Origin of the sequence: Thalassospira sp. A40-3 (assembly GCF_015871485.1) — a bacterium.
Lineage (GTDB): Bacteria > Pseudomonadota > Alphaproteobacteria > Rhodospirillales > Thalassospiraceae > Thalassospira > Thalassospira tepidiphila.
The window spans coordinates 2,944,311-2,968,560 of record NZ_CP065428.1; the positions used below are offsets into that span (position 1 = coordinate 2,944,311).

The following is a 24,250-nucleotide window of genomic DNA, read 5'->3' on the forward strand; positions in this document are numbered from 1 at the left end:
CGCGTGCTACCTGCACAGTTATATAAGGCAATGGTAAATAATAGATCAAAAACGCAATTAATTCACCAAGATTTTCAATCCTGAGTGACGTCGGCTGCGATTTGCCATTACTTCATGAATTTCTTAATAAGGTCAACATCATATACAAGACTTTTCCCGATAAGACAATCCCGCAAGCAAGCTTGCATGATAGAACTTGCTGCATATAATGCGGGCCTTCATGAAACCGCCCGAAACGGAGCCGCCAATATGAGCGATCAAACCCCGGTCATCGGCATTATCATGGGAAGCCAGTCAGACTGGGAAACCATGAAAAATGCAGCAGATGTCCTTGATGCGTTGAACGTCGCGTACGAGACCAAGATCGTCTCCGCCCATCGCACGCCTGATCGCCTGTATGACTATGCCAAAACGGCAAAGTCGCGCGGCCTTAAGGTCATTATCGCCGGTGCCGGCGGGGCGGCCCACCTTCCGGGCATGGCAGCTGCCATGACCCCGCTTCCGGTTCTGGGTGTTCCGGTTCAAAGCCGTACCCTTAAGGGCCTTGATAGCCTGCTTTCCATCGTTCAGATGCCGGGCGGCGTTCCGGTTGGCACCCTTGCCATTGGTTCTGCCGGTGCCAAAAATGCCGGTTTGATGGCAGCCGAAATAATGGCGCTGATGGATGATGGCCTTGCCGCCCGCCTTGATGACTGGCGCGCAGCCCAGACCGCATCGGTCGCAGACGAGCCGGTCGACCCGGCACCCTGATCTCCTGATCTGAAAAAGGCGCCCCCGACGGGGCGCGTTTTTGTTTGATTGCACCAGATTTGACGATTGCCCGACAGATGGGCGAGTTTTGATCGAGGAATACATGACGGATTTCGACACGCGCATCATCGCCCCGGGCAGCACCATTGGCATTATGGGCAACGGTCAGCTTGGCCGTATGGCAGCCTTCTGTGCGGCGGAGCTCGGCTATAAGGTCCATGTGTTTGGCCCGGGTGCCGATAGCCCGACCGAACAGGTCTGCGCCAAGGCGACCGTTGCCGATTACAGCGACCTTGATGCACTGCGCGCCTTTGCCGAGGATGTCGATGTTGTGACGTTTGAATTTGAAAACGTCCCGCACGACAGCGTCAAACTGCTGGCGGATCTTGTGCCGGTTCGTCCGGGCTGGAAATGCCTGCATATTTCGCAAAACCGCCTGCGCGAGAAAACGTTTTGCAATGATCATGGTATTGGCACCGCGCCGTTTGAGGCGGTTCGATCCCTTGCTGATCTTGAGGCCGCCGTTGCCAAGCTTGGCCGTCCGTCGGTTCTGAAAACCACCGAACTTGGCTATGACGGCAAGGGACAGGTCAAGATTGCCGCTGATACCGACCTTGCCGAAGCCTGGTCTGAAATGGGCGGAGCCGAGGCCATCCTTGAAGGCTTCATCTCGTTCGAGCGCGAAATTTCCGTGATCGTTGCCCGTGGCGTAAAAGGCGACACCGCATGTTTCTGCCCGGTCGAGAACGTGCATACCAATCACATCCTTGACGTCACCGTTGCCCCGGCGGAAATCGCAGACGATCTTTCGAAAAAGGCCGAAGACATCGCGATCAGGCTGGTCAGCGCGATGGAATTTGTCGGGCTTCTGGCGGTTGAAATGTTTGTCACGACCGATGGTGACATTTTGGTCAATGAAGTCGCCCCGCGTCCGCACAATTCCGGTCACTGGACGATTGATGCCTGCATCACCAGTCAGTTCGAACAGTTCATCCGCGCTGTTTGCGGCCTGCCGCTGGGCGATCCGACCCATCATTCCAAGGCGCGCATGAAGAACCTTTTGGGTGACGACATCAATGACTGGCAGGCAATTTTGACCGAGCCAAATGCCAAACTGCACCTTTACGGCAAGGCCGAAGCAAAGCCCGGCCGCAAGATGGGCCATGTGACCTGGGTTCTGCCAAAGTAAGGCGTCCCCGACGTCCAAGCAAAACAAGAAATTGCCCCGGATACCAAGTGCGTCCGGGGCTTTTTCGTATGTGATTCATAACGTTACACAAAACATCACCCGGCTGGCATTTTATGCCCAGTTGATTGGCATCCGGTTTGCTGTTGAAGGGGCAGGAAACTCTTTACGGATGACATGTGATGAAAAAACTTCTGATCATTCTTTCACTGACCCTTGGCCTGATTGCTGTCGAAAGCCGCACGAACCAAGCCACAGCTACACCGGGGGCCGCAGGCTTCCCGGATGTGATCGAAGGCGACAAGCTGCGCTTTGGCATTCTGATTGTCGAACTGTTTGGCATTCGCGCGCCAAAACCCGGCATGATCTGCCGGGCCGGTTCGGTCGAATTCCAGTGCGGGGCGGCGGCGGCCCAGGCGCTTGATCGCATCATCGAAAACTATGCGATCAAATGTCAGCAGGTCTCGGACGTTCAACTGTTCCCGATGTTGACCGAATGCCAGATGGGTCAGGTCGATCTGAACCGTCTGATCCTGCGCGCCGGTTGGGCGATGGTCGATATGGTCAGCTGCGACACCCATCCGAGCTGCACCACCTATCTGCGCGATCAGCAGTTCGCCAAGGACAACAAAAAGGGCATCTGGATGGGCACCCCGCCGTCCGAACTGGTCGCCCTTGCCGCCAAGCCGGCAAAATATGACCTTCAGGAAGCCGATGACACCAACGCTCTTAAGACCCTGATTGAGGATGAGTTTGAACCACAGCGCCCGGAAAACCCGATCGAGATTGATCTGGCATCTGAAATGGAAGAAGCCAACAAACCCGACATGACGCTTCTAAGCTTCCTGACCAATACCTTCTGATCAGGCCGCATCACTGCGTCCGCAAAGTTTCCTTCCCTCAAAACTCAAAACGCCACCGGCACAATGCACGGTGGCGTTTTTGTATTCAGCGGACTTTTAGCAGGGCTATCTGTCAGCCACCAAACTGGCGGCGCATCCGGCCGGGCGTTGGCATGCAACGCGCAATCTTGGCCCCCATCTTGAAGGGTGCGGCGGCAAACTTGCCAGCCTTGCCAATCTTGGCGGTGATTTTCGGGATCTGCATGACATTGCCAATCCGGCGATCCAGGAAGGCCCAACTATCGGCGTGGCCTTCGGACGTGTCATCCAGCCAATAGGCAAGCGTTGATCCATAGACACCAGCCAGCAACATGCGCTTGGTGTACCAGTTATGATCGGTCGAGGTATCACCGGCTGCCACCCACATCGCATCCACCGTCCCATGGGTCAGTTTCAGACCAAGGGCGGCATTTTGCGGCAGGGTCATAAAGGCAAGAGCCGCACGAACAGTGTCCTTTTGCCCCTCAACCAGCTCAAGGCGGGTTTTGACCGCGGTTGCGATGCGGTCACGAATTTTCAGGTTCTCAAGGCCCTTTTCATCAAGCGCCGCGATCATTTTGCGGTCAGTCATCTCGACATACGTAACGATGGCCTGACGAATGCCATTGGGAAGCAAACGATCGACCTCGCCCGGAGCAAGATCAAGGTCTTCTGCCCCGGCATGAAGTGCCTGTTTGGTCCAGCCATCGAACGGCACATGTTCAAGGGCTGCCTCGACCAGTGCTTCGCGCTGGGCTTGCAGACGGGTCATGCTTTCAGTAACAGACATTCAGGCCTCCTCGTCATCAGATCCGGCGTCGGTCGCAACCGACTGCCTAAAGGTAGTCTCGGGCGGGTTTTCGCGCAATTCCTCGTTAAAACCGAGCAACGACATATCTTCCATACGTTCGGGATACATCACCCCGATCAAATGATCATATTCGTGCTGAACCACGCGGGCATGGAAACCACCAGCGGTGCGTTCCACATCTTCGCCCTTCTCATTTAACCCGCGGTAACGGATTTTGTTCCATCGCGGCACCACACCCTGAAGGCCCGGGATCGACAAACACCCTTCCCAGCCATCAACGATTTCATCACCAATCGGCTCGATTTCCGGGTTGATCAGGACACTTAAGGGCACCTCGCCATCGTCGGGATCGTCGCTTTTGCGAAGGGCCGGCACGTAATAAACCATGATCGCCAAGGACTGAAACACCTGTGGTGCCGCAAGGCCAACGCCCCCGGCATCCTTCATGGTGTCCTTCATATCAGCAATCAGGCGCTGAATTTCGGGATCAAGCGGGTCTTCGACACGGTCTGCAACGCGGCGCAGAACCGGGTGGCCCATCCGGGCAATTTTAAGGATCGACATGGCCCTATATCCAACCAAAAACGACCGGCTGTAAAGTCCTAATGCCCTGCCCCTAGTGTCCCGCAAAGACCAGAGTCTGGATCGGCCAAATCAATGCCTGCACGCGCAACAGGATGGCATGCACGGCACCCACTGTTTGCACCATGTGCAAAAATAGCCACCGCCCCGTTCCGATATCAGGATCTTCAAGCTGATCATGGGTGTTGGTATAGGCATTGGCGACACATTTACTGCCAAGCGGCACATCACGGATCGTTTCCGGATAAAGCGGCACCATCTTGGCCAGGAAGGTGCCCGGCCTTGCGCGATCAGTGATATCAAGCAACTGGTCTGTTGGCCGGAATTGGCCAGCAGCAATGACCGGCTGCACGTCAGTTACCACCATCGGGATGATTTCAAACGGCAATGACGCACAGGTGACCTCGGTGATCACACCAGGCTTGACCACCTGTGTTGCGATCTGGGCAAAGCCCGCCTGATAGATCGTTTCCCCGTCCTTTTCCGGGATCAGGATTCCCGCCGGGCGCAGGACCGGACTGACATAATCACCAACTTGCAGGGCAAATTGCTGGATCTTTCCGGCCACACCGGCACGTACCACGGTTTTGGAAAGCTCCGCCTCTGCCGACCTTAGTGCCGCTTGCGCATTGGCAAGCTGCGCCGGAAGAAGGCTTTGAAGCTTGGTTTCAATCACCGTCATGCTTGCAAGGGCGGCGTTCAGCCCGCCTTGCCGGGTTGTCAGCGACACTTCCAGGCGTTCGACCTCGCGGCGCGAAACCGCATTGTTTCCGCGCGACAAAAGATCGGCTTTGACTTCAAGCTCGTCGCGCACCTGATTATAGGCACCGCGGGCCTGTTCAACATTGCCCTCGGCGACGGCAAGGTCAGCACGGGTGACATCCATCTGGGCGCGGATTTCGGCAATGCGTTGCTCGGCCATGGCGACGGCTTCGCGTTCAACCCGGTTATCAATGCGAAACAGCGGATCACCGCCCGCGACGACCTGATCGTTATCGACATAAATCTCGACCACGCGCCCGCCCTTTTCCGGCAGGATCGTCACGGTTCTGAAAAATGACGACACATTCATGGTCGACGGATGGAAATAGAAAATAGTCGCAATAAGCGTGATCGTCAGGATCGCACAGCCAACAATGCCATAGCGCAGCTCATACCAGACGGAAAACAGGGTGATTTCCTTGCCGATGCGTTTGCCCTGCTTGTAACGGCGGAACAGGTAATCGGGCAGGATGGTGAACAGCGAACACAAAAGAAGCTCAAACATCTTTGGCATTCTCCTGCGTCGTTACTGGCTCTGACGCACCGGGCGAGTCGTCGACAGCCCCCTTGTTGCGCGCCATTGCCTTGACAGACTGGGCAATCGACTGGAGCGGACTATAGAAATCCGGCACCTGAACCACCGCAATCACAAGGGCAGCCAACCAGAACAGGTTGTTATGGGTAAACAATGCCAGAAGGGTCAGGATACTGATCAGCTGGATTTGCGTATGGTTGGCGTGATGGGCCATCCGTTCGGGGAGTGCATGCAGGCTAAGATAAAGCGCCCCAGCACCGAACACCGCCAGCACCACGAACCACACAACAATGGTGAATAAAACATCTGTTTCACCGGGGGCAGTAACAAAAAACGGCGCATGTGCAATCGCCGTTTCGCGCAAACCACCTTCCATTTCCCATCCTCCGAGCTGTTTGCATATCCCGCCCGGAACCCCGGGGAAACCAGATCATGTACCCGATCAGGATCAGGTAATAGATGTTGTTATCTCAAAGCATTATAACAACCTTTAATGCATTTCTACCATATGGTTATCGCCACATGGTTTTAAAGCAACCAAACAGGAAAACCCGGTAATTGCCCAAAGGGTTCGCCAAAACGCGGCCAATAAACGCCCAAGGCGAATATCCCCTTCCCTCTTTTCTTTTTGCCAGATTTGCACTATATACAGCCCACGGTCAGTTTGACCGTAAATCCAACCGGGGGGCATTCCGCACTCCGGGTGTTTTTGTTTTTTTGAAAGGAGCGTGGTTTCCGTGCAGGTAATCGTTCGCGACAACAATGTCGATCAGGCTCTGAAAGCGCTTAAGAAAAAGATGCAGCGCGAGGGCATTTTCCGTGAGATGAAACTCCGTCGCCACTTTGAAAAGCCGTCGGAGAAGAAAGCTCGCGAAGGGGCGGAAGCAATCCGTCGTGCCCGCAAGCTGGAGCGTAAGCGCATCGAGCGCGAAGGCTTCTAGTCTTTTTCACTTTCGGGGTATCTCGAACGTGACTGTACGATCGAATTTAGCTTGCTAAATTCGGACCCGTGCGCCAAGCCCGCCTCGGAGCAATCCGGGCGGGTTTGGTTTTTTCTAGGCCTTGGCCGCAATCATGACCTGATCAAGAATTGATCAAGCGGCCTTGCAGATCGAGTTGCCACCATCGGCCAGCATGGCCGAGCCGGTAACAAAGCTTGAATGATCAGATGCCAGAAACAATGCCGCCTTGGCAATTTCGTCTGGTGCGGCGATCCGGCCGAGCGCATGGAACTTTTCCACCATTGCCCGTGCTTCCGGATCATTGGCAAAGCTTGCCGCCATCGGGGTATCAGTCCCGCCCGGCAACAACGCATTTACCCGCACATTGGCGCCGCCATATTCCACGGCCAGACATTGCGCCATCCCGATCAGGCCCATTTTACTTGCCGCATAGGCCGTCATGCCCTGCAGGCCAATGGTATGCCCAACAAAGGTAGAGGTAAAAATAACCGATCCGCCGCCGCGTTTGGCAATTGCGGGCATCTGGTATTTCGCCCCGAACATGGCTGAAGTCAGATTGGTTCGAATGGTTTTCTCCCACTCCCCAACATCAATATCGCTCAGCGCACCGGGTGATCCGAGGGTTCCGACATTGTTGAACCCCACATCAAGCCCGCCATATTCACCAATCGCGGCATCAACCAATGCCTTGGCAAACGCCTCGTCGCAGACATCCCCGGCAAGGGCAAATGCCTTGCCGCCTGCCCCATTGATTTCCGTTACAACCTGATCAAGCCGGTCTTCCGAGCGCGCCGCAAGCACAAGCTTTGCCCCTTCCCGGGCAAACAGTTTGGCCGATGCGGCGCCGATCCCGGAACTTGCGCCGGTGATGATAACAACCTTGTCTTCAAGCAACATGATCTATCCAATCCATCTGGCACCGGCCCAGTTGAGCGAGCGGTGCGGTTAACGATGGCAAAAGGATATGGGGCAGAGCCCAGTGTTGCTCGCCGGTTTCGGACCTCACGTTCGTGTCTCGCAGAAACCCGGATGTATCAGTTACCCGATACCCACGCCCGGACGTCATCCATCATCGTCGGCTCATAGCCAATCGGATCAGGTATCGGCTCAGACCGCACAATGATGCCCGACTGGGTGCGATAGACGGTATAAAGCGTATCTTGCCTGATATCGGTAAAGGTCGAACTGCCATATTCGGCATCGACCAGGAAATTCCATTCCGCCAGATAATTCATCAGATCCAGCGCATCGCCCTGCCCCAGATCGTAGGCCATCTTCGGCTTGGTGTTTTCATCATTGATATCGCTATAGCGCCCCTCAAAGCGCACCAGCTTATAGCGGGCATCCATGCCCATCACATTGGCCCAGGGTTTGAGTTTAATGAACTCCGCATCAATCCGCCACTGATCACCATAAATCTCAAAGATGCCGACATCCCCGCCTTCACCCGCCGCCAGATGCGCCTCGAACAAATCCTCCTCAATCGGCTCGAAATACATCTTTGCAATCGGCTCCTCGGCCGTCAGCCGGACATAGGTCAGGATCGTCAGCCCCATGGACGCCACCAGCGCCACAGCAAGCACAACCACCAAAAGCAGAGAAACCCTTACCAACCGAAACATGCGACCTTCCGAACCAAAACTTCAGGGCGAAGCATGACAGAACTATAAGACGTTGTAGCGCCGAAAAAAAGGCGGCCCCATGGGAGCCGCCTTTTGTCGTTTCAAACCGGATGGTTTGATCAGTTGTCGAGATGCATGACGATTTCTTCGCACATCTTTTTGGCATCGCCGAACAACATCATGGTGTTGTCCTTGAAGAACAGTTCGTTCTGGATGCCAGCGTAACCGGCTGACATGCCGCGTTTGACGAACAGGACCGTTTTGGCCTTTTCGACTTCAAGGATCGGCATGCCGAAGATCGGGCTTGCCGGGTCGGTTTTAGCTGCCGGGTTGGTGATGTCGTTTGCACCAATCACGAAGGCAACGTCAGCCGATCCGAAATCACGGTTGATTTCTTCCATTTCCAGCACGTCGTCATAGGGCACGCTGGCCTCGGCCAGAAGCACGTTCATATGACCCGGCATACGTCCGGCCACCGGATGGATGGCGTAGCGGACTTTGACACCCTCGGCTTTAAGGATATCGGCCATTTCACGAAGCGCATGCTGTGCCTGTGCGACGGCCATGCCATAGCCCGGCACGATGATGACGCTCGATGCGTTCTTCATGATGAAGGAGGCATCATCGGCCGATCCGGATTTGACCGAACGATCACCATCACCGCCTGCACCGGCGGCTGCTTCGCCCTCTGCGCCAAAGCCACCAAAGATGACATTGAAGATCGAGCGGTTCATGCCCTTGCACATGATGTAGGACAGGATCGCACCCGACGCGCCGACAAGCGCACCGGTAATGATCAGCGCACTGTTCTGAAGCGTAAAGCCGATGCCACATGCCGCCCAACCCGAGTATGAGTTCAGCATGGAAACAACGACCGGCATGTCTGCCCCGCCAATCGGAATGATCAGCGTAACACCCAAAACAAGGGCGAGTGCAACAAGGATCCAGAATGCGGTATGGCTTTCGGTCACCACCAGGATGACGCCGAAGACAACAATGGCAATCCCGATGGCAAGGTTAAGCATATGCTGCCCCTTGAACCGGACAGGCGTGCCTGAAACGATGCCCTGCAACTTACCAAACGCGATCAAGGATCCCGTGAAGGTAATCGCACCAATCGCAACACCAAGGCCCATTTCAATCAGGCTGGCCGCACCGATATTGCCCGCCGTTCCGATGCCATAGGCACCCGGCGAATAAAGGGCAGCACCGGCGACAAACACCGCCGCCAGACCAACCAGTGAGTGGAAGGCCGCAACAAGCTGTGGCAGGGCGGTCATCTGGATCTTAAGCGCGATGACCGTACCAATCGCACCACCGATCAGAATACCGACGATGATGGTTGTGTATGACAGCACAGCCGGGCTTGCCAACGTGGTAAAGATGGCAATTGCCATACCCACCATGCCAAGGATGTTCCCGGTCCGGGCCGATTCAGGTGACGAAAGTCCGCGCAACGAAAGAATGAAGCAGACCGAGGCCACCAGATACAGGAAAGCCGATAGGTTTTCCGACATTGTGTGTTCCCCCTACTTCTTTTTCTTGAACATATGCAGCATGCGCTGGGCGACGATGAAGCCACCAAAAATGTTGACCGAGGCCAACACCACCGCAATGAAGCCCATCATTTTGGAGAAGTTCATCTCCACCGGGCCTGCTGCCAGAAGCGCACCGACGATAATCACCGACGAAATGGCGTTGGTCACAGCCATCAGGGGTGAATGAAGGGCCGGGGTAACTTTCCACACGACGTAATAGCCAACAAAGCAGGCCAAGACGAAAACGGTCAGGCCAAGAACCGTCGGGCCGACGCCTGATCCCTGTACCGCAACCGCGGCCGTGCCAGCGGCATCGGACGCACCACTTGCCAGACTATCGGCAAGCTTTGCGGCCTTTTCCGCAAGGCCAAGGGCGGCATCGCGGAGTTCATTTGCATTCTGGGCTACGGATTGATCAGCCATTTGCGACCTCCTCCCCGCCGAATTTCGGATGAACGACCTTTCCATCATGGGTCAGGCGCGTCTCGGCGATGATCTGGTCCTCGCCATTAAACGACAGCGTGCCTTTGTCCTTATCGACAGAAAGGGTGATGAAGTTCAAAAGGTTCTTGGCATACATCGCCGTTGCATCGGTTGCGACGGAACTGGTGATGTTGGCAGGACCAATCAGCTTGACGCCATTATCGGTCATCACCGTTTCACCAAGCTTCACACCGGCAACGTTGCCACCACGCTCAGCCGCCAGGTCAATAATGACCGAGCCCGGTTTCATGCCCGCCACCATATCGGCGGTGACGATTTCCGGTGCCGGACGGCCCGGAATAAGGGCCGTGGTAATGACGATGTCGGTTTTGGTCAGAACCTCTTTCAGCTTTTCAGCCTGTTTTTTCTTGTAGTCGTCCGACATTTCCTTGGCGTAGCCACCGGAAGTTTCGGCATCAGATGCCGTGTCGTCTTCGACTTCAATAAAGGTCCCGCCAAGCGATTGAACCTGTTCCTTGACCGCCGGGCGTACATCAAATGCCGAGACAACGGCACCAAGGCGCTTGGCCGTTGCAATCGCCTGAAGGCCGGCAACACCGGCCCCGACAACAACAACGCGTGCAGGTGCAAGTGTGCCCGCCGCCGTCATCATCATCGGATAGATGCGGCCAAATTCATGGGCGGCATCCAGAACGGCGCGATAGCCCGCCAGGTTGGATTGCGAGGACAGCACATCCATCGACTGTGCGCGTGAAATACGCGGCATCAGTTCCATCGAATAGCCATCAACACCGGCCTTTGCCATCGCCTCGATCAGGTCCTTGCGATCATAGGGCTCAAGCAGGGCCACAACGGCGGCCCCCTTTTTATAGGCGGTTAATTCGTTGGTTTTGCCGTCAATGACAGGTGGGCGCACCTTGAAGATGACATCGGCATCCTTCACGGTGGTTTTCATTGTTTTGGCAATGGTTGCACCAGCATCGACAAAGCGATCATCCGGTATGGCGGCGTCTATTCCGGCGCCAGCCTCGATTGCAACGTCAAACCCCAGAGCCTTAAGCTTTTTTACGGTCTCTGGCGTGACGGCAACGCGCTTTTCCCCGGGCCATATTTCCTTTGGAACGGCCAGTTTCATCGCGTTTGACCTCCTTCCCTAAATGATTGGTCAGTTTGACAATCCGTCTTCATTCAAAGCAACCGGTTCCAGAACGTCATTTCGCGTTCCTTTTGGACCGATCACCGGGCAACCCTTGTCCAGTTCAAATCATCCGGGCCAGCACACCTACACCTAAAGCGGCCCGAAAAAGAAAAAGGCGGTTCTTCAGCAATCGCAGAAGAAACCGCCCACTTTCCCACCACGCATTACAAGGAAAAAACCTTGCTGACATATCAGGTCCCACCCGCCATTGGTGCTCAGGACAAACAATCAATGACGCCCTGCATGTCTGCGTTGAAAGCAAGATGCGATTTCTGATCCGCAACCACAATCCGAAAAACCGACAAAAAATCACTTTAACTTTATATCAGTTAATATATCGAAAAATCCATTATGTGCGGAAATTCGCACATTTCATTTCCATTATGGAACAGGTCCTGATCCGGATCGTCACACAATAGAACGTTGATTTTTGGCAGTTTCCCCTGTTTTCGCCTCACGTTGTAAGTGAATATTATCTTACAAATAAACGCCCAAGTCTTCATTTATTCCCAAATGGGCACGCAATAGGGAACGTTGCAAACGCAAAAAGGTTCGCAAAAATATTCTCGATTTTTGGGAAACCAAACCGGATCAGACATCAAAAATCGGATTTTCCATCGCGCAGTTTGCCCAAACGGGCACTCGACTCTGCATTGAAAACCCGACTCGCTTGGGTCCGGATATGTTGGTGAATGCGCCTGGCGCGCCTTATTGGTCGGGGCGTTCCAAACCGATCTGGGCCAGTGCATCTTTTTGACGGGCTTCAAGTTTTGCCACGTCAAAATCGCCGACAAGATCGTTAAACAGGCGATACCAATTCACCTCTGCATCAAGACGCAGGAACACCGCGCCAAGCCCGACGGCTGCGCGGTCAACCAGAACGAACTCGCGGGGTGGTTTGACACCGCCGACACGGCGGAGTTCCTGATGAACCTTGCCCGCGACCTCTGCGCCATAGGCGACAGAGTTGGTTTCACCCATCTTGCGTTCGCGGTCATCCAGGATCGGGCCATACACAAAGCTGGCCCAGATATTCAGCACATCAATCAGTTCGCGTGATGGATTTTCAAAACCCCAGCTTTCATAGGCTGAAACAGCCTTTTCCTCGTCCTCGTCACGAAGGGCTTCATAAAGCGTAATCACCGCCCTGACGAAATCGGGCTTGAAAATGCGGATACAGCCGAAATCCAGAAGATTGACCGAAAGGTCATCCCGCAGGGTGTAATTACCGAGATGCGGATCGCCATGGATCACGCCATAACGGTAAAACGGCACATACCAGGCGCGAAACATATTAAGCGCCACCTGATTGCGCGCATCCTGATCGGGATCGCTTTCAAGGAAGTGTTTGAACTTCTGCCCGGTTTGCCAGGTCATGGTCAAAAGCCGCTTGGTGGTCAGCTCATCAACCGGTTCGGGCACATGAACGCAATCTACATCGGCCAGCATATGGCGATAAAGGCGCATATGCGTGGCTTCACGCTCATAGTCGAGTTCTTCGCGCAGGCGGGCGGTGAGTTCTTCCTGAATGTTTTGCGCATCAATCGCGCTGTCATAGCGCTTATAGATCGCAAAAGCCGCGCGCAGTTGCTTAAGGTCGGCCTCAACCGTTGCCGACATATCCGGGTATTGCAGCTTGCACGCCACATCACGCCCATCGGGCAGTGTTGCCTTGTGCACCTGCCCAAGTGACGCTGCCGCCACGGCGTCGTGGCTGAATTCGGTGAATTTCGATTGCCATCCCGCCCCCAGTTCGCTTCGCATGCGGCGTTTGACAAACAGCCAGCCCATGCTAGGTGCATCGGCCTGAAGTTCGGCCAGGGCCTGGGTATATTCCTTGGGCAGGGCATCGGGGATGGTGGATAATATCTGGGCGACCTTCATCAGCGGGCCCTTGAGCCCGCCAAGGGCCGAGGTCAGTTCGGCGGCGTATTTGGCGTGATCAATCTCGCCGCCGAACATTTTTCCGGTGGCAAGGCGCGCGGCCAGTTTGCTGGCCGATGCGCCCACCCGTGCATAACGACGAACCCGCCCGCCAAACCTGTTTTCCTCGTTTGCGGCGGTATAATCATCGTCGTTATCACTCATATCAGGAAAGCTCCTCCAGTTCGTCGATCATGCGTTTGATCATATTAAGGCCCCGCTGCCAGAAGGCCGGGTCCGATGCATCAAGTCCGAACGGTGCCAGAAGTTCCTTGTGCCGTTTGGTGCCCCCGGCCTTCAGCATATCAAGATACTTCTGCTGGAAGCCGTCTTCGGCACCCTGATAAACGTCATAAAGCGAGTTCACCAGGCAATCGCCAAAGGCATAGGCATAGACATAGAACGGCGAATGGATGAAGTGCGGAATATAAGACCAGTAGTACTTGTATTCGTCTTCATAACGGATGGCATCGCCCAGGCTTTCATGCTGTACGGCAATCCAGATCTCGCAGATCTCATCGACGGTCAATTCACCTTCGCGGCGCTTTTCATGGACGCGCTTTTCGAATTCAAAGAACGCGATCTGACGCACGACGGTGTTGAGCATATCCTCGACCTTGCCAGCCAGCATGATGCGCTTCATCTTCGGATCACTTTCCGAACGCAGCATCGACTGGAAAGTCAGCATTTCACCAAACACCGATGCCGTCTCCGCAAGGGTCAGCGGCGTATCAGACAGGAAATAGCCCTGCTCTGCCGCCAGCACCTGATGCACACCATGGCCAAGCTCATGGGCAAGCGTCATCACATCACGCGTCTTGCCGTGATAGTTCAAAAGCAGGTACGGATGTGCTGACGGCACGGTCGGATGGGCAAAGGCACCCGATGACTTGCCCGCACGCGGCGGCACATCGATCCACGGATTATCAAAGAATTTCTGACCGACTTCTGCCAGTTCCGGCGAAAATTCGCCATAGGCCTTAAGAACAGTCGAACGCGCAGTATCCCAGTCGATCTGACGATCATCATCATCAGGTAGCGGCGCATTGCGATCCCAGTAATCAAGCTGATCGACGCCGAACCATTTCGCCTTCAGACGGTAATAGCGATGCGACAGATCGGCATGGCTGTTTTTAACGGCGGTATTGAGCGCATCAACAACCTCGTCCTCAACTTGGTTGGACAGGTTGCGCGATGATACCGGGGTTGGGAATTTGCGCAGGCGATCATCAATTTCCTTGTCCTTGGCAAGGGTATTGGTGATGTGCGCCAGAAGCTTGATGTTCTTGCCCAGAACGTCGCCAATGGATTTCGCGGCTTTCTTGCGATCTTCGACCTTGCTTGATGACAGCATGTTGGCGGCATCTGACATGGTCAGTTCTTCGCCATCAATCGGGAAGCGGAGCTCTGCCATGGTCTGATCAAACAGGCGCACCCATGCGGCTGATCCGGCAACGCGGCGTTCATGCAGGACCTGCTCGACCTCATCCGACAGCTGATGCGGGCGGAAGGCACGGTTTTCATCCAACCACGGGCGATAACGACGCAGCGCTTCGCTTTGTTCGTATTTCGCATCGAGCGATGCTTCTTCGATCCGGTTAATCTCAAGACCAAAGAACAGCGACAGGCTGGAAATGCCGGTCATTTCTTCCTGAACGAACTGATAGAACTGGCCAATGGCTGCGTCCGAGCTATCGCCGGCATATTTAAGCTGGGCGAACGAGCCGATCTTGCCGCAAATTTCGCTGATGGCTTCATATTCGACAATGGCGGCTGCCAGTTCATCACCGGTCAGGTCGTTAAGTTTGCCCTGATAGCTTTTCTGAAACGCCTGAGAGCGGCTTTTGGCATCATCAAGATCGCGCCGAATATTCGGGTCTTTCAGATCGTTATAGAGATCGGTCAGATCCCAGGTCGGCAAATTCTTGTTGATCGCGTTCATTTGTCCTCCAGACAGTCTCTTTGATCATCCTGACCCGATATATAGCCTGTCAAAGCCATAGCACCAGACCTGTTGACAGATACGGTTTCAAATTGCTGGCTCGATCATATCGTTCCTTGCACCATCGACAACCGCAAAGCCATATCCAGCCCAAACAAACTGCAATTTGCAGTACACTTGCGCCGGAACAAGGCATTGAAACGCACGTTGCTGTGATATCGGTGACAATTCGGACTTTAAAATGTCATTTTCAGGCTGCGCAATTGTGCAATCCCTGATAACAAATTCATCTTGGAACGTTCGTTTATTCCAATCTGCGCGGCCGTTGTGCAGGTATAAGGTTTATTGGAACGTCCCCATCAGGGCAGCGCAAAGATTGCCCGTTCCCGGGATCAAAAAGTGAGGCAAGGAAACGTCATGACGAGTTTGCAGGATTATGCCGACTGGCAAAACTTGCCGACCATGTTTTTCGACAAGGCAAAGAAACATGGCGATACGCCGTTTCTTTGGACCAAGGACCCGGAAGGCAAGGAATTTGTCCCCACCTCCTGGCAAGAGGCCGCCGATCAGGTCCGGGCCCTTGCACGTGCGCTTTATGACATTGGCGTACGTCCCGGGGACCGGGTTTTGCTGGTGTCGGAAAACCGCACCGAATGGGGCATAGCCGATCTTGCCATCATGTGCGTTGGCGCAATGACCGTTCCGGCCTACACCACCAATACCGAGCGCGACCACCTTCACGCGATCGAGGACAGTGGTGCGGCGATTGCCATCATCTCGACCAAGAAACTCGCCCAGCCCTTCCTGCACGCCGCCCTTGATAGCGGGCGCTGCCGCCATGCGATCATGATGGAAGAATGGGGCCAAAGCTTTGTTGGTGATATCACCATTTCACGTTGGGACGATCTGATTGCCAAGGGGCGCGGCCTGACCCATGACGTTGATGCCTGGGTTTCCAAGATCAAGCGCGATGATCTTGCCTGCCTGATTTATACATCCGGCACGGGCGGCTCGCCCAAGGGTGTGATGCTAAGCCATGGGGCGATCTTGTCGAACTGCATGGGGGCGTTTGACATCATCGAAACCCTTGGCATTGACGAGGAAATCTTCCTGTCCTTCCTGCCGCTGTCGCATTCCTATGAACATACTGCGGGGCTTTACTTCCCGATCAGTATTGATGCCCAGATCTATTATGCCGAGGGGCTTGATAAACTGGCCGCCAACCTGGCCGAAGTCCGCCCGACCATCATGACGGCTGTGCCGCGCCTGTATGAGATGCTCTATCAGCGCATGAGCCGCATGGTCGAAAAGGAAGGCGGCATCAAGCAAAAGCTGTTTAACCTGACCCTGCGTCTGGGACGCAAGAATTACGAAGGCGAACGGCTTAACCTTCTAGAAAAGCTTCAGAACTTTGTCTGCGAACTCCTTCTGCGTCGCAAGCTGCGCCAGCGTTTTGGCGGCCGGATCAAGGCCATGGTTTCGGGCGGTGGCCCCCTGAACTATGAACTGGGCGTTCTGTTTGTGTCATGCGGCATTCGCATTCTGCAGGGCTATGGCCAGACCGAATTTGCCCCGGTGGTTTCGTGCAACCGTGCTGAAAACAACAAACTGCGCACAGTCGGCCCGCCGATGGTGGGGGCCGAGGTCAAAATCGCCGAAGATGGTGAAATCCTGCTGCGCGGCGAAAGCATGATGAAAGGCTACTGGAACCTGCCTGACGTGACGGCCGCAGCCATCATTGATGGCTGGCTGCATACCGGTGACATCGGCAAATTCGATGAACAGGGCAGCCTGATGATCACGGATCGCAAGAAGGATATCATCGTCAATTCCGGTGGCGACAATATCTCGCCGCAGCGGATCGAAGGCCTGATGACGCTTGAAACTGAAATCTCGCAGGCAATGGTCTATGGCGATGACAAACCCTATCTGGTGGCGGTTGTCTGGCCGGACGAAGACTTCATGCGCGAATTTGCCCGCGATAACGGGCTATCAAATGATATTGAAGTCCTTGGCAAAAACGAAGAATTCCGCAAAGTCATCCGCACTGCGATTGATCACGTCAATCAACGCCTGTCGACGATTGAAAAGGTACGCAGCTTCATGTTTGCCGAAGCAGCCTTTACCATCGACAACGAGATGCTGACGCCGTCGATGAAAATTCGTCGCCACAAAATCCGCGAAGCCTATGCCAAGCAGCTTGATGGCCTTTATCAGCGTAAACGCAGCGGCCAATAATAAGACAAACCACAGACCAGATTGACGATGACCCGCCCCAAAGAAATCAAACAAACCCTCACCCTGGTCCGGGGCCTTCCCGGATCAGGCAAATCGACACTGGCCAGAAATCTTTGTCAGGCGACCGGTGCCGTTCATCTGGAAGCCGACATGTTCATGGTCGACCATGAAGGGTTTTACGAGTTTGACGGCACCCGCCTGTCGCAAACCCACGCCCGCTGCGAAGCCGAATGCCATAACGCCCTGTCGGAGGGATATGACGTTGTTGTGTCCAACACCTTCACCCGCTTCTGGGAAATGAAGGCCTATATCGACATGGCGGAAAAGCACGACATTCTGTTGCAGATTGTCGAATGCCATGGCCGTTTCGGCAGCATCCATATGGTGCCCGACGAAACCCTTGCAGATATGCGCGATCGCTGGGAACCGTTGCCGGAAAAGTACCGCTAGGCGCGCGCCCCTAGTTTACGGTTGAGAAGACCTTTTTGAGGATATCCGTGGTCCAACGCGTCGGGTCGCTTCGGATATCGGCTTCCTGCACGGCGATATAATGGAATAAACCATCCATCGCCTTGGCGGTTGCGTGATCCGTCAGCGATGCTTTTAGATCCGGCACAAACGGTAGCTGGTCATATTGTCCCAGCATCTGATCATACAGCGATAACGCCCCGGTGTCGGACAACGCATCGGTTATCACTGGCCGTAGACGCCCTTCGATATCAGTTCCCGACACGCGGCGCAGATATTGGGTCGCGGCATCATCCGGGCCCTGCAAAATGCCCTTGGCATCGGCGACCGTCATCTGGCGCACCGCATTGACCAAGATATCGCCAGCATCCTGCATGGTCTGTTCAGCCGCGCGGTTCATGCGCAATTCGATTTCATCGGCATAACTGCCAAGCCCCGCCGCGCTTAACAATTTCTGCGCGGTCTGAACTTCGTCGGGCAATGGAATATGCGCAACCGGGTCGGCGTTAAAACCGTCAACCGCGCCAAGTTGGTCGGTGACCAATTCAACACCCATATCAAGTGCCTGTTTCAAGCCCTGCTCGACCGTGTCCGATGAAAGCGCGGAAACGCCAGAACCAGAACCACCGGACGTGCTTGCCGATCCCGATGAATTCATCGCATCGCCAAGGGCTTCTTTGGCCTTGTCAAAAAACGACTGGGCATTTGCGGGAACGATTGTACCGGCAGCCATAACACCCATGACAAGTGCCACTGCACCGGTTTTAAAAAGGAAATCGGAATTGCGTTTGCGCATCTGCGACCCTGCGGTTTTTGATTGTTGTGTATCAGCAAACAAGACAATGGCCAAAAAACATGGCCCGAAAAAGACAAAACCCCGGTTAACCAACCGGGGTTTTGCATGTGAGGTATCAGGCGACCTTATTCAACAACCTCGACCTTTTTACCATTGAGCAAAAGGTCATTGGCCTCGGTCGAGACCGGAACGGTGTCACCATCCTTGATCCCGCCTTCGAGGATCTGCATCGCCAGCGGGTTCTGCAGATAACGCTGGATCACGCGTTTGAGCGGACGGGCCCCATAAACCGGGTCATAGCCCTTCTCAGACAACCAGTCCTTGGCGGCATCATCAAGTTTCAGGGTGATCTTGCGATCAACCAGCAACTTATCAAGGCGACCAAGCTGGATATCGACAATCTTGCTCATCTGATCGCGATGCAAACGATGGAACAGAATCGTTTCATCCAGACGGTTGAGGAATTCCGGACGGAACGATGCCCGAACGATTTCCATGACCTGGGCCCGGACTTCGCCGCTGTCGTGACCCGGTTCCTGATTGGCAAGGATTTCCCCGCCCAGGTTCGAGGTCAGAATAATCAGCGTATTGCGGAAATCCACAACCCGGCCCTGCCCATCGGTCAGGCGGCCTTCATCAAGAACCTGCAGAAGGACGTTGAACACATCGGGATGTGCCTTTTCGACCTCGTCAAACAGGACAACCTGATACGGACGACGACGTACCGCCTCGGTCAGCGAACCGCCTTCCTCATAGCCAACATAGCCCGGAGGCGCACCGATCAGGCGGGCCACCGCATGCTTTTCCATGAATTCGGACATATCAATCCGCACCATGGCCTGTTCATCATCAAACAGGAACTGGGCAAGGGCCTTGGTCAGCTCGGTTTTACCAACACCCGTCGGACCAAGGAACAGGAACGAACCGATCGGTCGGTTTGGATCCTGCAAGCCAGCCCGCGCACGGCGCACCGCGTTCGAGATTGATCGAACGGCATCATCCTGACCGACAACCCGTTTGCGCAGCGTGTCTTCCATTTCAAGAAGCTTTTCACGCTCACCCTCGAGCATCTTGTCGACCGGAATACCGGTCCAGCGCGAAACCACGGACGCGATGTGTTTTTCGGTAACCGCTTCTTCCTTGATGCCACGCGACGGATCGTTTTCCGCCTTTTCAAGCAGTGCCTGAAGGGCCGGGATTTCTTCGTATTGAAGCTGTCCGGCACGATCAAGCTTGCCATCGCGCATCGCACGTTCAAGTTCACCACGGGCCTGATCAAGCTGTTCCTTGATGTGGGTCGATGCGGCAAGTTCTTTCTTCTGGGCTTCCCACTTCGCGGTCAGCTCAGCCGATTTGCCTTCCAGCTCTGCCAGTTCCTTTTCCAGACGGCCAAGACGGTCTTTGGATGCGCTATCCTGCTCTTTCTTGAGCGCTTCACGCTCGATCTTGAGCTGGATGATCCGGCGATCCAGTTCGTCGATTTCCTCTGGCTTGGAATCAAGCTCCATACGCAGACGCGACGATGCTTCGTCCATCAAATCGATTGCCTTGTCAGGCAGGAACCGATCCGTGATGTATCGGTTCGAAAGCGTTGCGGCTGCGACCAGTGCGGCATCGGCAATGCGAACCCCGTGATGAAGCTCGTACTTGTCCTTGATCCCGCGCAGGATCGATACCGTGTCGGAAACCGACGGCTCGCTGACAAATACCGGCTGGAAACGACGGGCAAGCGCCGCGTCCTTTTCGATATGTTTACGGTATTCATCAAGGGTCGTCGCACCCACACAGTGCAGCTCGCCGCGGGCCAAAGCCGGTTTTAGAAGGTTCGATGCATCCATCGATCCTTCGGCCTTACCAGCACCGACAAGCGTATGCAGTTCGTCGATAAACAGAACGACCTGACCGGCCTCTGATTCAATCTCGCTCAGCACCGCTTTCAGGCGTTCTTCAAATTCACCGCGGAATTTTGCACCGGCAATCAACGCACCAAGGTCAAGCGACAGAAGCTTCTTGTCCTTAAGCGTTTCGGGAACGTCACCCTTGACGATACGCAGTGCCAGACCTTCGGCAATTGCGGTTTTACCAACCCCGGGCTCACCAATCAGAACCGGGTTGTTCTTGGTCCGGCGTGACAGAACCTGCACCGCACGACGGATTTCCTCATCACGACCAATGACCGGATCAAGTTTACCTTCGCGCGCGGCCTCGGTCAGGTCACGGGCATATTTCTTAAGCGCCTCATACTGATTTTCGGCCCCCGCACTATCGGCCGTGCGGCCCTTGCGAATGTCATTGATCGCACCGTTCAGCGCCTGTGCCGTAACACCGGCATCTGCAAGCACCTTGCCCGCGGTTGATTTCGGATCAAGTGCAATGGTCAGAAGCAGCCGTTCAGCCGTGACAAAGCTGTCACCGGCTTTTTTGGCGACTTCCTGTGCCTGATCAATCAGACGGGCAAATTCAGATGAAAGATAAATCTGACCATTGCCGCCGGAAACCTTTGGCAATTTCGCCAGTTCCTGCGCGCACCGTTCCTGGGCAAGTTTGGGCTTACCGCCGGATGCCTTGATCAGATTGGCTGCCAGACCTTCTTCGTCGTCAAGCAGCACCTTAAGCAGATGAATCGGGACAAATTGCTGATGGTTTTCACGCAACGCAAGCGACTGCGCTGATTGCAGAAAACCTTTTGACCGATCCGTAAAGTTTTCAAATTCCATTCCTGTCACTCCTTGAGCCAACAGTATTCAAACGATTTGGACCTTCTTGGAAGCGTCCACGGCATTGGTGTCATTACCGAATTCTAAAATTATAGATTATTTCGACAGCGACAACATTGATATGTCTCAGTCTAGCGTGTTTGCAACCATATACCCCTACAAAAGTTGCAAGAATTATTTGTGCACCGCAGCACAACTTTCTGTCATTATTCTAGATATCATATGAGGATACTGAACTAATGACATTGCCAGCCAGTCCCTTCGGGGTTGCCCTTGGCAAAACAACGTTCTAACGTCGCCCGAATAAACAAACCTGACATGCCATTCGTCCCGTTTTTCCGGCATGCCAAAGCGCCATACAGGAATAATGATCATGACGATCGAACTCAAAGCCATCAAAAGATACCCGGTCAAGGGAATGCGCGGTGTTGACCTTAAACAGGCAAAAATCAGCGCACACCACATGATTACCGATGATCGTCGCTTTGTGATTGCAACCCAATCATCTGTCGGACAGGAAGGCGTTCATGAATGGGCCCGCAAAAGCAACTTCCTGCAATTGGTCAACACGCCAAAGCTTGCTGAAATCGGCACCGAATATGACGACGCCACCTGCACCCTGACCATCCTTCGAAATGGCCGCGCCATCTGCAAAGGCAAGCTGGACGATAGCATGGGCCGCACCGTGGTTGAGGATTTCCTAAAGGCGTTTCTGAAAAACGAGATCGCCGGCACGCCGAAAATCTATTCAGTCCCCGATACGAATTTCGGCGACATGAAGGAACCTTACATATCGCTGCTGAACCTGGCATCGATCCGTGATTTCGGGTCGCGCATAGTGCAAAGCGAAATCGATCCGATGCGTTTTCGCGGCAACCTGTTGATTGATGGGCTGGAGCCGTGGAAAGAGCTTGAATGGAACGAAGACAAAATCATCAAGATCAATGATGTGTCGTTCCGCGTTGTCCACCCGATCACGCGCTGCAAGGCAACAAGCGTTAATCCCGACACGGCGATTTCCGATATCAATGTGCCACAGATGCTGCGCAAAGGGGTAAACCACCTTTATATGGGGATTTACATCGAAGCGCTTGAAGACGGCATGATCACACCGGGTGACAAGCTGACCGTGACCGTCGCCTAAGGGCCGTTATCAGTTGCCGGAATTGAATGTCGGGGCGTGTACGGCGATGCCCTTGAACATCTCGTCATGATACCAATCAATGCGGTGCGCACGAATGGGCGGGCATCCCTTGCGGAACAATATCTGTTCTTCCTTGGGGAAGCGCGCCACTTCGGCTGATCGCAGGATGGGCTGATTATCTTGGGACCGTAAATGCACCGGACGGCTGGTATCCTTGCCGCCGCCGGTGTCATCAAATTTCGACATTGCGGTCAGGCCCGAAACCCAATCCAGGTTAAACGCCCCTTCCTGACTCAGAACCGAAATCGCGTCCACCCGGCCAACGACATTTTCCCAGTTCAGGCAAACATCCATCAGGCCACTGACACCTGAGAACCCCGGCCAGACGATCATCCCCTCGCCGTATCCACCGCCCAGAAGCCGCTCGAACAAGGGCATCCGGCCAACATTTTCGATCCCATCCAACAAAACCAGGAATTCAGGATCGCCCGACTTCCAGCCACGCTGATTAAGCAGGTTCATCATACCTGTCAGCATCACGCGGCTGAAGGATGGCTGAACTTCCGGGTTATCACCGCCAAGCTGACCAACGATAAAGATCGAAACCGGGCCACTGTTGATGTCTTCAAGTGTGAAGCTGCTTTTGCTGACCAGACGTGCGATTTGCGGATTGTCGAATTCTTCGGTGGCGGCACGGCAGGCCTCGATGATCTTCATCCGCTGATCTTCAGTCATATCGAGGATATTCAGCGCGACCTCGGATATGCGGCCATCCGCAGACTCAATCCCCATCAGTTCTTCAAGGGTTTTGTAGAACCGGTGCGATGGCATGATCAGGTTGCGGCGTACCTCGGCAAGGTTGCGGTCTTCCTTGGCGCTGCGCTGGATCGTGTAAACGATAAAGCCCTGCAACAACGTCCGTGCAATACGGACTTCCTGTTCATCGAGTTCCTTGACAAATACCGGCGCCAAAAGCGTATCGGCGATAAAGCCGGTATCCGTGATCATTCCTTCCCCCTGCTGGCGGATGAAATCGAACGGATTGAACTGTTGGGTTTCGACGCCGGTTTGTTTGTGCGGATCAATGACAATCAGTCTTTGTCCAAGCTTGGTACGGCGATCATGAATGGCGCGAAAAATGCTGCCATGCCGTTCATATACAAACAGATTACCGGTATGCAAAAGCGCGTTTGGCTCTGCCGAGGCGCGATAGAATTCTTCGGGTTTGGTCGAAAAGGTAATCACCCGCTTAAGACCCTTGGCCCCGATCAGGCGCTTGTCCTCGCCCCAACGCCCCAGAACGAAGGACGGATTGCTTTCAAGCAGCTTGCGACCGTTAAGGTCTTCAAGAGTGGCCCACGCACCCTCACCACGACCACCAGTCCCTTTTCCGCCCAGTTTCTTCTTTTGTGATTTGGACGATGATGATGGCTTCATTCGGTTCAGGATGATGACAACCAGCGGAATGAACATCGGGACGATGAAACAGACAGCCCCCAAAAGGGCCAACTCGTAATCACCGTTAAACAGCCCAAGGGCGATAACCATACCGCCAAGAGCCCACAGCAAAACCATGACGACCCGAAATAAGCCAGTCCCCATCTATCACTCCCCACGAATGCGCCTGCACCGTGAAAAGATGCCGGTTCTTTTATCCCGATCTTGCTTCCACGGTTTTATTGATGATTTGTCCCTGCACCCGCGCGAAAAATAATCGAAGGTTGCACGAGATGCTCAATTATATGCTTATA

Annotated in this window: 21 protein-coding genes; 7 read left to right on the forward strand and 14 right to left on the reverse strand. The window is 54.4% G+C overall.

The window, feature by feature from the left end; genetic code table 11:
• The first annotated feature begins 249 nt into the window (after positions 1–249).
• From purE to IT893_RS13610, 3 genes are all read left to right on the forward strand, one after another.
• On the forward strand, positions 250–750 hold the full coding sequence (gene purE / locus IT893_RS13600) for a 5-(carboxyamino)imidazole ribonucleotide mutase (protein WP_008891667.1): 501 nt from the start codon (positions 250–252) through the stop codon (positions 748–750).
• Between the two features lie 103 nt (positions 751–853).
• The gene (locus IT893_RS13605) at positions 854–1,939 is read left to right on the forward strand and encodes a 5-(carboxyamino)imidazole ribonucleotide synthase (protein ID WP_197145479.1); all 1,086 of its coding nucleotides are present in this window, start codon (positions 854–856) and stop codon (positions 1,937–1,939) included.
• 179 nt (positions 1,940–2,118) lie between these two features.
• The gene (locus IT893_RS13610) at positions 2,119–2,799 is read left to right on the forward strand and encodes a thermonuclease family protein (RefSeq protein WP_197145480.1); all 681 of its coding nucleotides are present in this window, start codon (positions 2,119–2,121) and stop codon (positions 2,797–2,799) included.
• A gap of 112 nt (positions 2,800–2,911) precedes the next feature.
• Here the strand turns inward: IT893_RS13610 and IT893_RS13615 are convergent, their stop codons facing one another.
• From IT893_RS13615 to IT893_RS13630, 4 genes are read right to left on the reverse strand one after another with little or no spacing between them, the layout of a single operon-like run.
• Positions 2,912–3,607 (reverse strand): COQ9 family protein, encoded by a 696-nt coding sequence (locus IT893_RS13615; protein WP_063088977.1) that lies wholly within the window; start codon positions 3,605–3,607, stop codon positions 2,912–2,914.
• Positions 3,608–4,192 carry a peptide deformylase gene (gene def / locus IT893_RS13620; RefSeq protein ID WP_197145481.1) on the reverse strand — a complete coding sequence of 195 codons (585 nt, stop codon included), beginning with the start codon at positions 4,190–4,192 and terminating at the stop codon, positions 3,608–3,610.
• Between the two features lie 52 nt (positions 4,193–4,244).
• Complete coding sequence (locus IT893_RS13625; protein ID WP_063088975.1) at positions 4,245–5,477, reverse strand: HlyD family secretion protein; 1,233 nt, start codon at positions 5,475–5,477, stop codon at positions 4,245–4,247.
• Positions 5,470–5,883 (reverse strand): hypothetical protein, encoded by a 414-nt coding sequence (locus IT893_RS13630; protein ID WP_197145482.1) that lies wholly within the window; start codon positions 5,881–5,883, stop codon positions 5,470–5,472. The genes IT893_RS13625 and IT893_RS13630 overlap by 8 nt, the downstream gene beginning before the upstream one ends.
• Before the next feature lie 361 nt (positions 5,884–6,244).
• Here IT893_RS13630 and rpsU point away from each other — a divergent pair, with 361 nt between their 5' ends.
• Positions 6,245–6,448, forward strand: a complete 204-nt coding sequence (gene rpsU, locus IT893_RS13635) for a 30S ribosomal protein S21 (protein WP_008891676.1) — start codon at positions 6,245–6,247, stop codon at positions 6,446–6,448.
• Between the two features lie 153 nt (positions 6,449–6,601).
• On the opposite strand, the gene IT893_RS13640 is transcribed toward rpsU, so the two are convergent.
• The 7 genes from IT893_RS13640 to IT893_RS13670 all read right to left on the reverse strand — a co-directional run bounded on the left by IT893_RS13640 (position 6,602) and on the right by IT893_RS13670 (position 15,136).
• Positions 6,602–7,366, reverse strand: a complete 765-nt coding sequence (locus tag IT893_RS13640) for an SDR family oxidoreductase (RefSeq protein ID WP_197145483.1) — start codon at positions 7,364–7,366, stop codon at positions 6,602–6,604.
• Positions 7,367–7,503: 137 nt separating this feature from the next.
• A complete protein-coding gene (locus IT893_RS13645; RefSeq protein WP_197145484.1) occupies positions 7,504–8,091 on the reverse strand; it encodes a hypothetical protein in 588 nt (195 codons plus the stop codon).
• Positions 8,092–8,210: 119 nt separating this feature from the next.
• Positions 8,211–9,608 (reverse strand): NAD(P)(+) transhydrogenase (Re/Si-specific) subunit beta, encoded by a 1,398-nt coding sequence (locus IT893_RS13650; protein ID WP_063088968.1) that lies wholly within the window; start codon positions 9,606–9,608, stop codon positions 8,211–8,213.
• A 12-nt stretch (positions 9,609–9,620) separates the two neighbouring features.
• Positions 9,621–10,052: an NAD(P) transhydrogenase subunit alpha gene (locus IT893_RS13655; RefSeq protein WP_197145485.1), complete on the reverse strand. Its 432-nt coding sequence runs from the start codon at positions 10,050–10,052 to the stop codon at positions 9,621–9,623.
• Entirely contained in the window at positions 10,045–11,208 is a 1,164-nt protein-coding gene (locus IT893_RS13660; RefSeq protein ID WP_008891681.1) for a Re/Si-specific NAD(P)(+) transhydrogenase subunit alpha, read from the reverse strand. The genes IT893_RS13655 and IT893_RS13660 overlap by 8 nt, the downstream gene beginning before the upstream one ends.
• Before the next feature lie 771 nt (positions 11,209–11,979).
• A complete protein-coding gene (locus tag IT893_RS13665) occupies positions 11,980–13,359 on the reverse strand; it encodes an AarF/ABC1/UbiB kinase family protein (RefSeq protein ID WP_197145486.1) in 1,380 nt (459 codons plus the stop codon).
• Position 13,360: 1 nt separating this feature from the next.
• On the reverse strand, positions 13,361–15,136 hold the full coding sequence (locus tag IT893_RS13670; RefSeq protein ID WP_064779479.1) for a M3 family oligoendopeptidase: 1,776 nt from the start codon (positions 15,134–15,136) through the stop codon (positions 13,361–13,363).
• A 417-nt stretch (positions 15,137–15,553) separates the two neighbouring features.
• Here IT893_RS13670 and IT893_RS13675 point away from each other — a divergent pair, with 417 nt between their 5' ends.
• Complete coding sequence (locus tag IT893_RS13675; RefSeq protein ID WP_197145487.1) at positions 15,554–17,374, forward strand: long-chain fatty acid--CoA ligase; 1,821 nt, start codon at positions 15,554–15,556, stop codon at positions 17,372–17,374.
• Between the two features lie 27 nt (positions 17,375–17,401).
• Complete coding sequence (locus tag IT893_RS13680; RefSeq protein WP_197145488.1) at positions 17,402–17,824, forward strand: ATP-binding protein; 423 nt, start codon at positions 17,402–17,404, stop codon at positions 17,822–17,824.
• Positions 17,825–17,834: 10 nt separating this feature from the next.
• Here IT893_RS13680 and IT893_RS13685 read toward each other — a convergent pair whose 3' ends face one another.
• On the reverse strand, positions 17,835–18,638 hold the full coding sequence (locus tag IT893_RS13685) for a DUF4197 domain-containing protein (RefSeq protein WP_252723957.1): 804 nt from the start codon (positions 18,636–18,638) through the stop codon (positions 17,835–17,837).
• A 125-nt stretch (positions 18,639–18,763) separates the two neighbouring features.
• Positions 18,764–21,355 carry an ATP-dependent chaperone ClpB gene (gene clpB / locus IT893_RS13690; RefSeq protein ID WP_197145490.1) on the reverse strand — a complete coding sequence of 864 codons (2,592 nt, stop codon included), beginning with the start codon at positions 21,353–21,355 and terminating at the stop codon, positions 18,764–18,766.
• Positions 21,356–21,728: 373 nt separating this feature from the next.
• On the opposite strand from clpB, the gene IT893_RS13695 reads away from it, so the two are divergent.
• A complete protein-coding gene (locus IT893_RS13695; RefSeq protein ID WP_197145491.1) occupies positions 21,729–22,499 on the forward strand; it encodes an MOSC domain-containing protein in 771 nt (256 codons plus the stop codon).
• Positions 22,500–22,508: 9 nt separating this feature from the next.
• On the opposite strand, the gene IT893_RS13700 is transcribed toward IT893_RS13695, so the two are convergent.
• Positions 22,509–24,101 carry a type IV secretory system conjugative DNA transfer family protein gene (locus IT893_RS13700; protein ID WP_197145492.1) on the reverse strand — a complete coding sequence of 531 codons (1,593 nt, stop codon included), beginning with the start codon at positions 24,099–24,101 and terminating at the stop codon, positions 22,509–22,511.
• Positions 24,102–24,250: the final 149 nt, after the last annotated feature.

Coding starts and splice junctions, on each gene's coding strand:
- purE (WP_008891667.1), top strand. CDS start 250: ATGAGCGATCAAACCCCGGTCATCGGCATTATCATGGGAAGCCAGTCA.
- IT893_RS13605 (WP_197145479.1), top strand. CDS start 854: ATGACGGATTTCGACACGCGCATCATCGCCCCGGGCAGCACCATTGGC.
- IT893_RS13610 (WP_197145480.1), top strand. CDS start 2,119: ATGAAAAAACTTCTGATCATTCTTTCACTGACCCTTGGCCTGATTGCT.
- IT893_RS13615 (WP_063088977.1), bottom strand. CDS start 3,607: ATGTCTGTTACTGAAAGCATGACCCGTCTGCAAGCCCAGCGCGAAGCA.
- def (WP_197145481.1), bottom strand. CDS start 4,192: ATGTCGATCCTTAAAATTGCCCGGATGGGCCACCCGGTTCTGCGCCGC.
- IT893_RS13625 (WP_063088975.1), bottom strand. CDS start 5,477: ATGTTTGAGCTTCTTTTGTGTTCGCTGTTCACCATCCTGCCCGATTAC.
- IT893_RS13630 (WP_197145482.1), bottom strand. CDS start 5,883: ATGGAAGGTGGTTTGCGCGAAACGGCGATTGCACATGCGCCGTTTTTT.
- IT893_RS13640 (WP_197145483.1), bottom strand. CDS start 7,366: ATGTTGCTTGAAGACAAGGTTGTTATCATCACCGGCGCAAGTTCCGGG.
- IT893_RS13645 (WP_197145484.1), bottom strand. CDS start 8,091: ATGTTTCGGTTGGTAAGGGTTTCTCTGCTTTTGGTGGTTGTGCTTGCT.
- IT893_RS13650 (WP_063088968.1), bottom strand. CDS start 9,608: ATGTCGGAAAACCTATCGGCTTTCCTGTATCTGGTGGCCTCGGTCTGC.
- IT893_RS13655 (WP_197145485.1), bottom strand. CDS start 10,052: ATGGCTGATCAATCCGTAGCCCAGAATGCAAATGAACTCCGCGATGCC.
- IT893_RS13660 (WP_008891681.1), bottom strand. CDS start 11,208: ATGAAACTGGCCGTTCCAAAGGAAATATGGCCCGGGGAAAAGCGCGTT.
- IT893_RS13665 (WP_197145486.1), bottom strand. CDS start 13,359: ATGAGTGATAACGACGATGATTATACCGCCGCAAACGAGGAAAACAGG.
- IT893_RS13670 (WP_064779479.1), bottom strand. CDS start 15,136: ATGAACGCGATCAACAAGAATTTGCCGACCTGGGATCTGACCGATCTC.
- IT893_RS13675 (WP_197145487.1), top strand. CDS start 15,554: ATGACGAGTTTGCAGGATTATGCCGACTGGCAAAACTTGCCGACCATG.
- IT893_RS13680 (WP_197145488.1), top strand. CDS start 17,402: ATGACCCGCCCCAAAGAAATCAAACAAACCCTCACCCTGGTCCGGGGC.
- IT893_RS13685 (WP_252723957.1), bottom strand. CDS start 18,638: ATGCGCAAACGCAATTCCGATTTCCTTTTTAAAACCGGTGCAGTGGCA.
- clpB (WP_197145490.1), bottom strand. CDS start 21,355: ATGGAATTTGAAAACTTTACGGATCGGTCAAAAGGTTTTCTGCAATCA.
- IT893_RS13695 (WP_197145491.1), top strand. CDS start 21,729: ATGACGATCGAACTCAAAGCCATCAAAAGATACCCGGTCAAGGGAATG.
- IT893_RS13700 (WP_197145492.1), bottom strand. CDS start 24,101: ATGGGGACTGGCTTATTTCGGGTCGTCATGGTTTTGCTGTGGGCTCTT.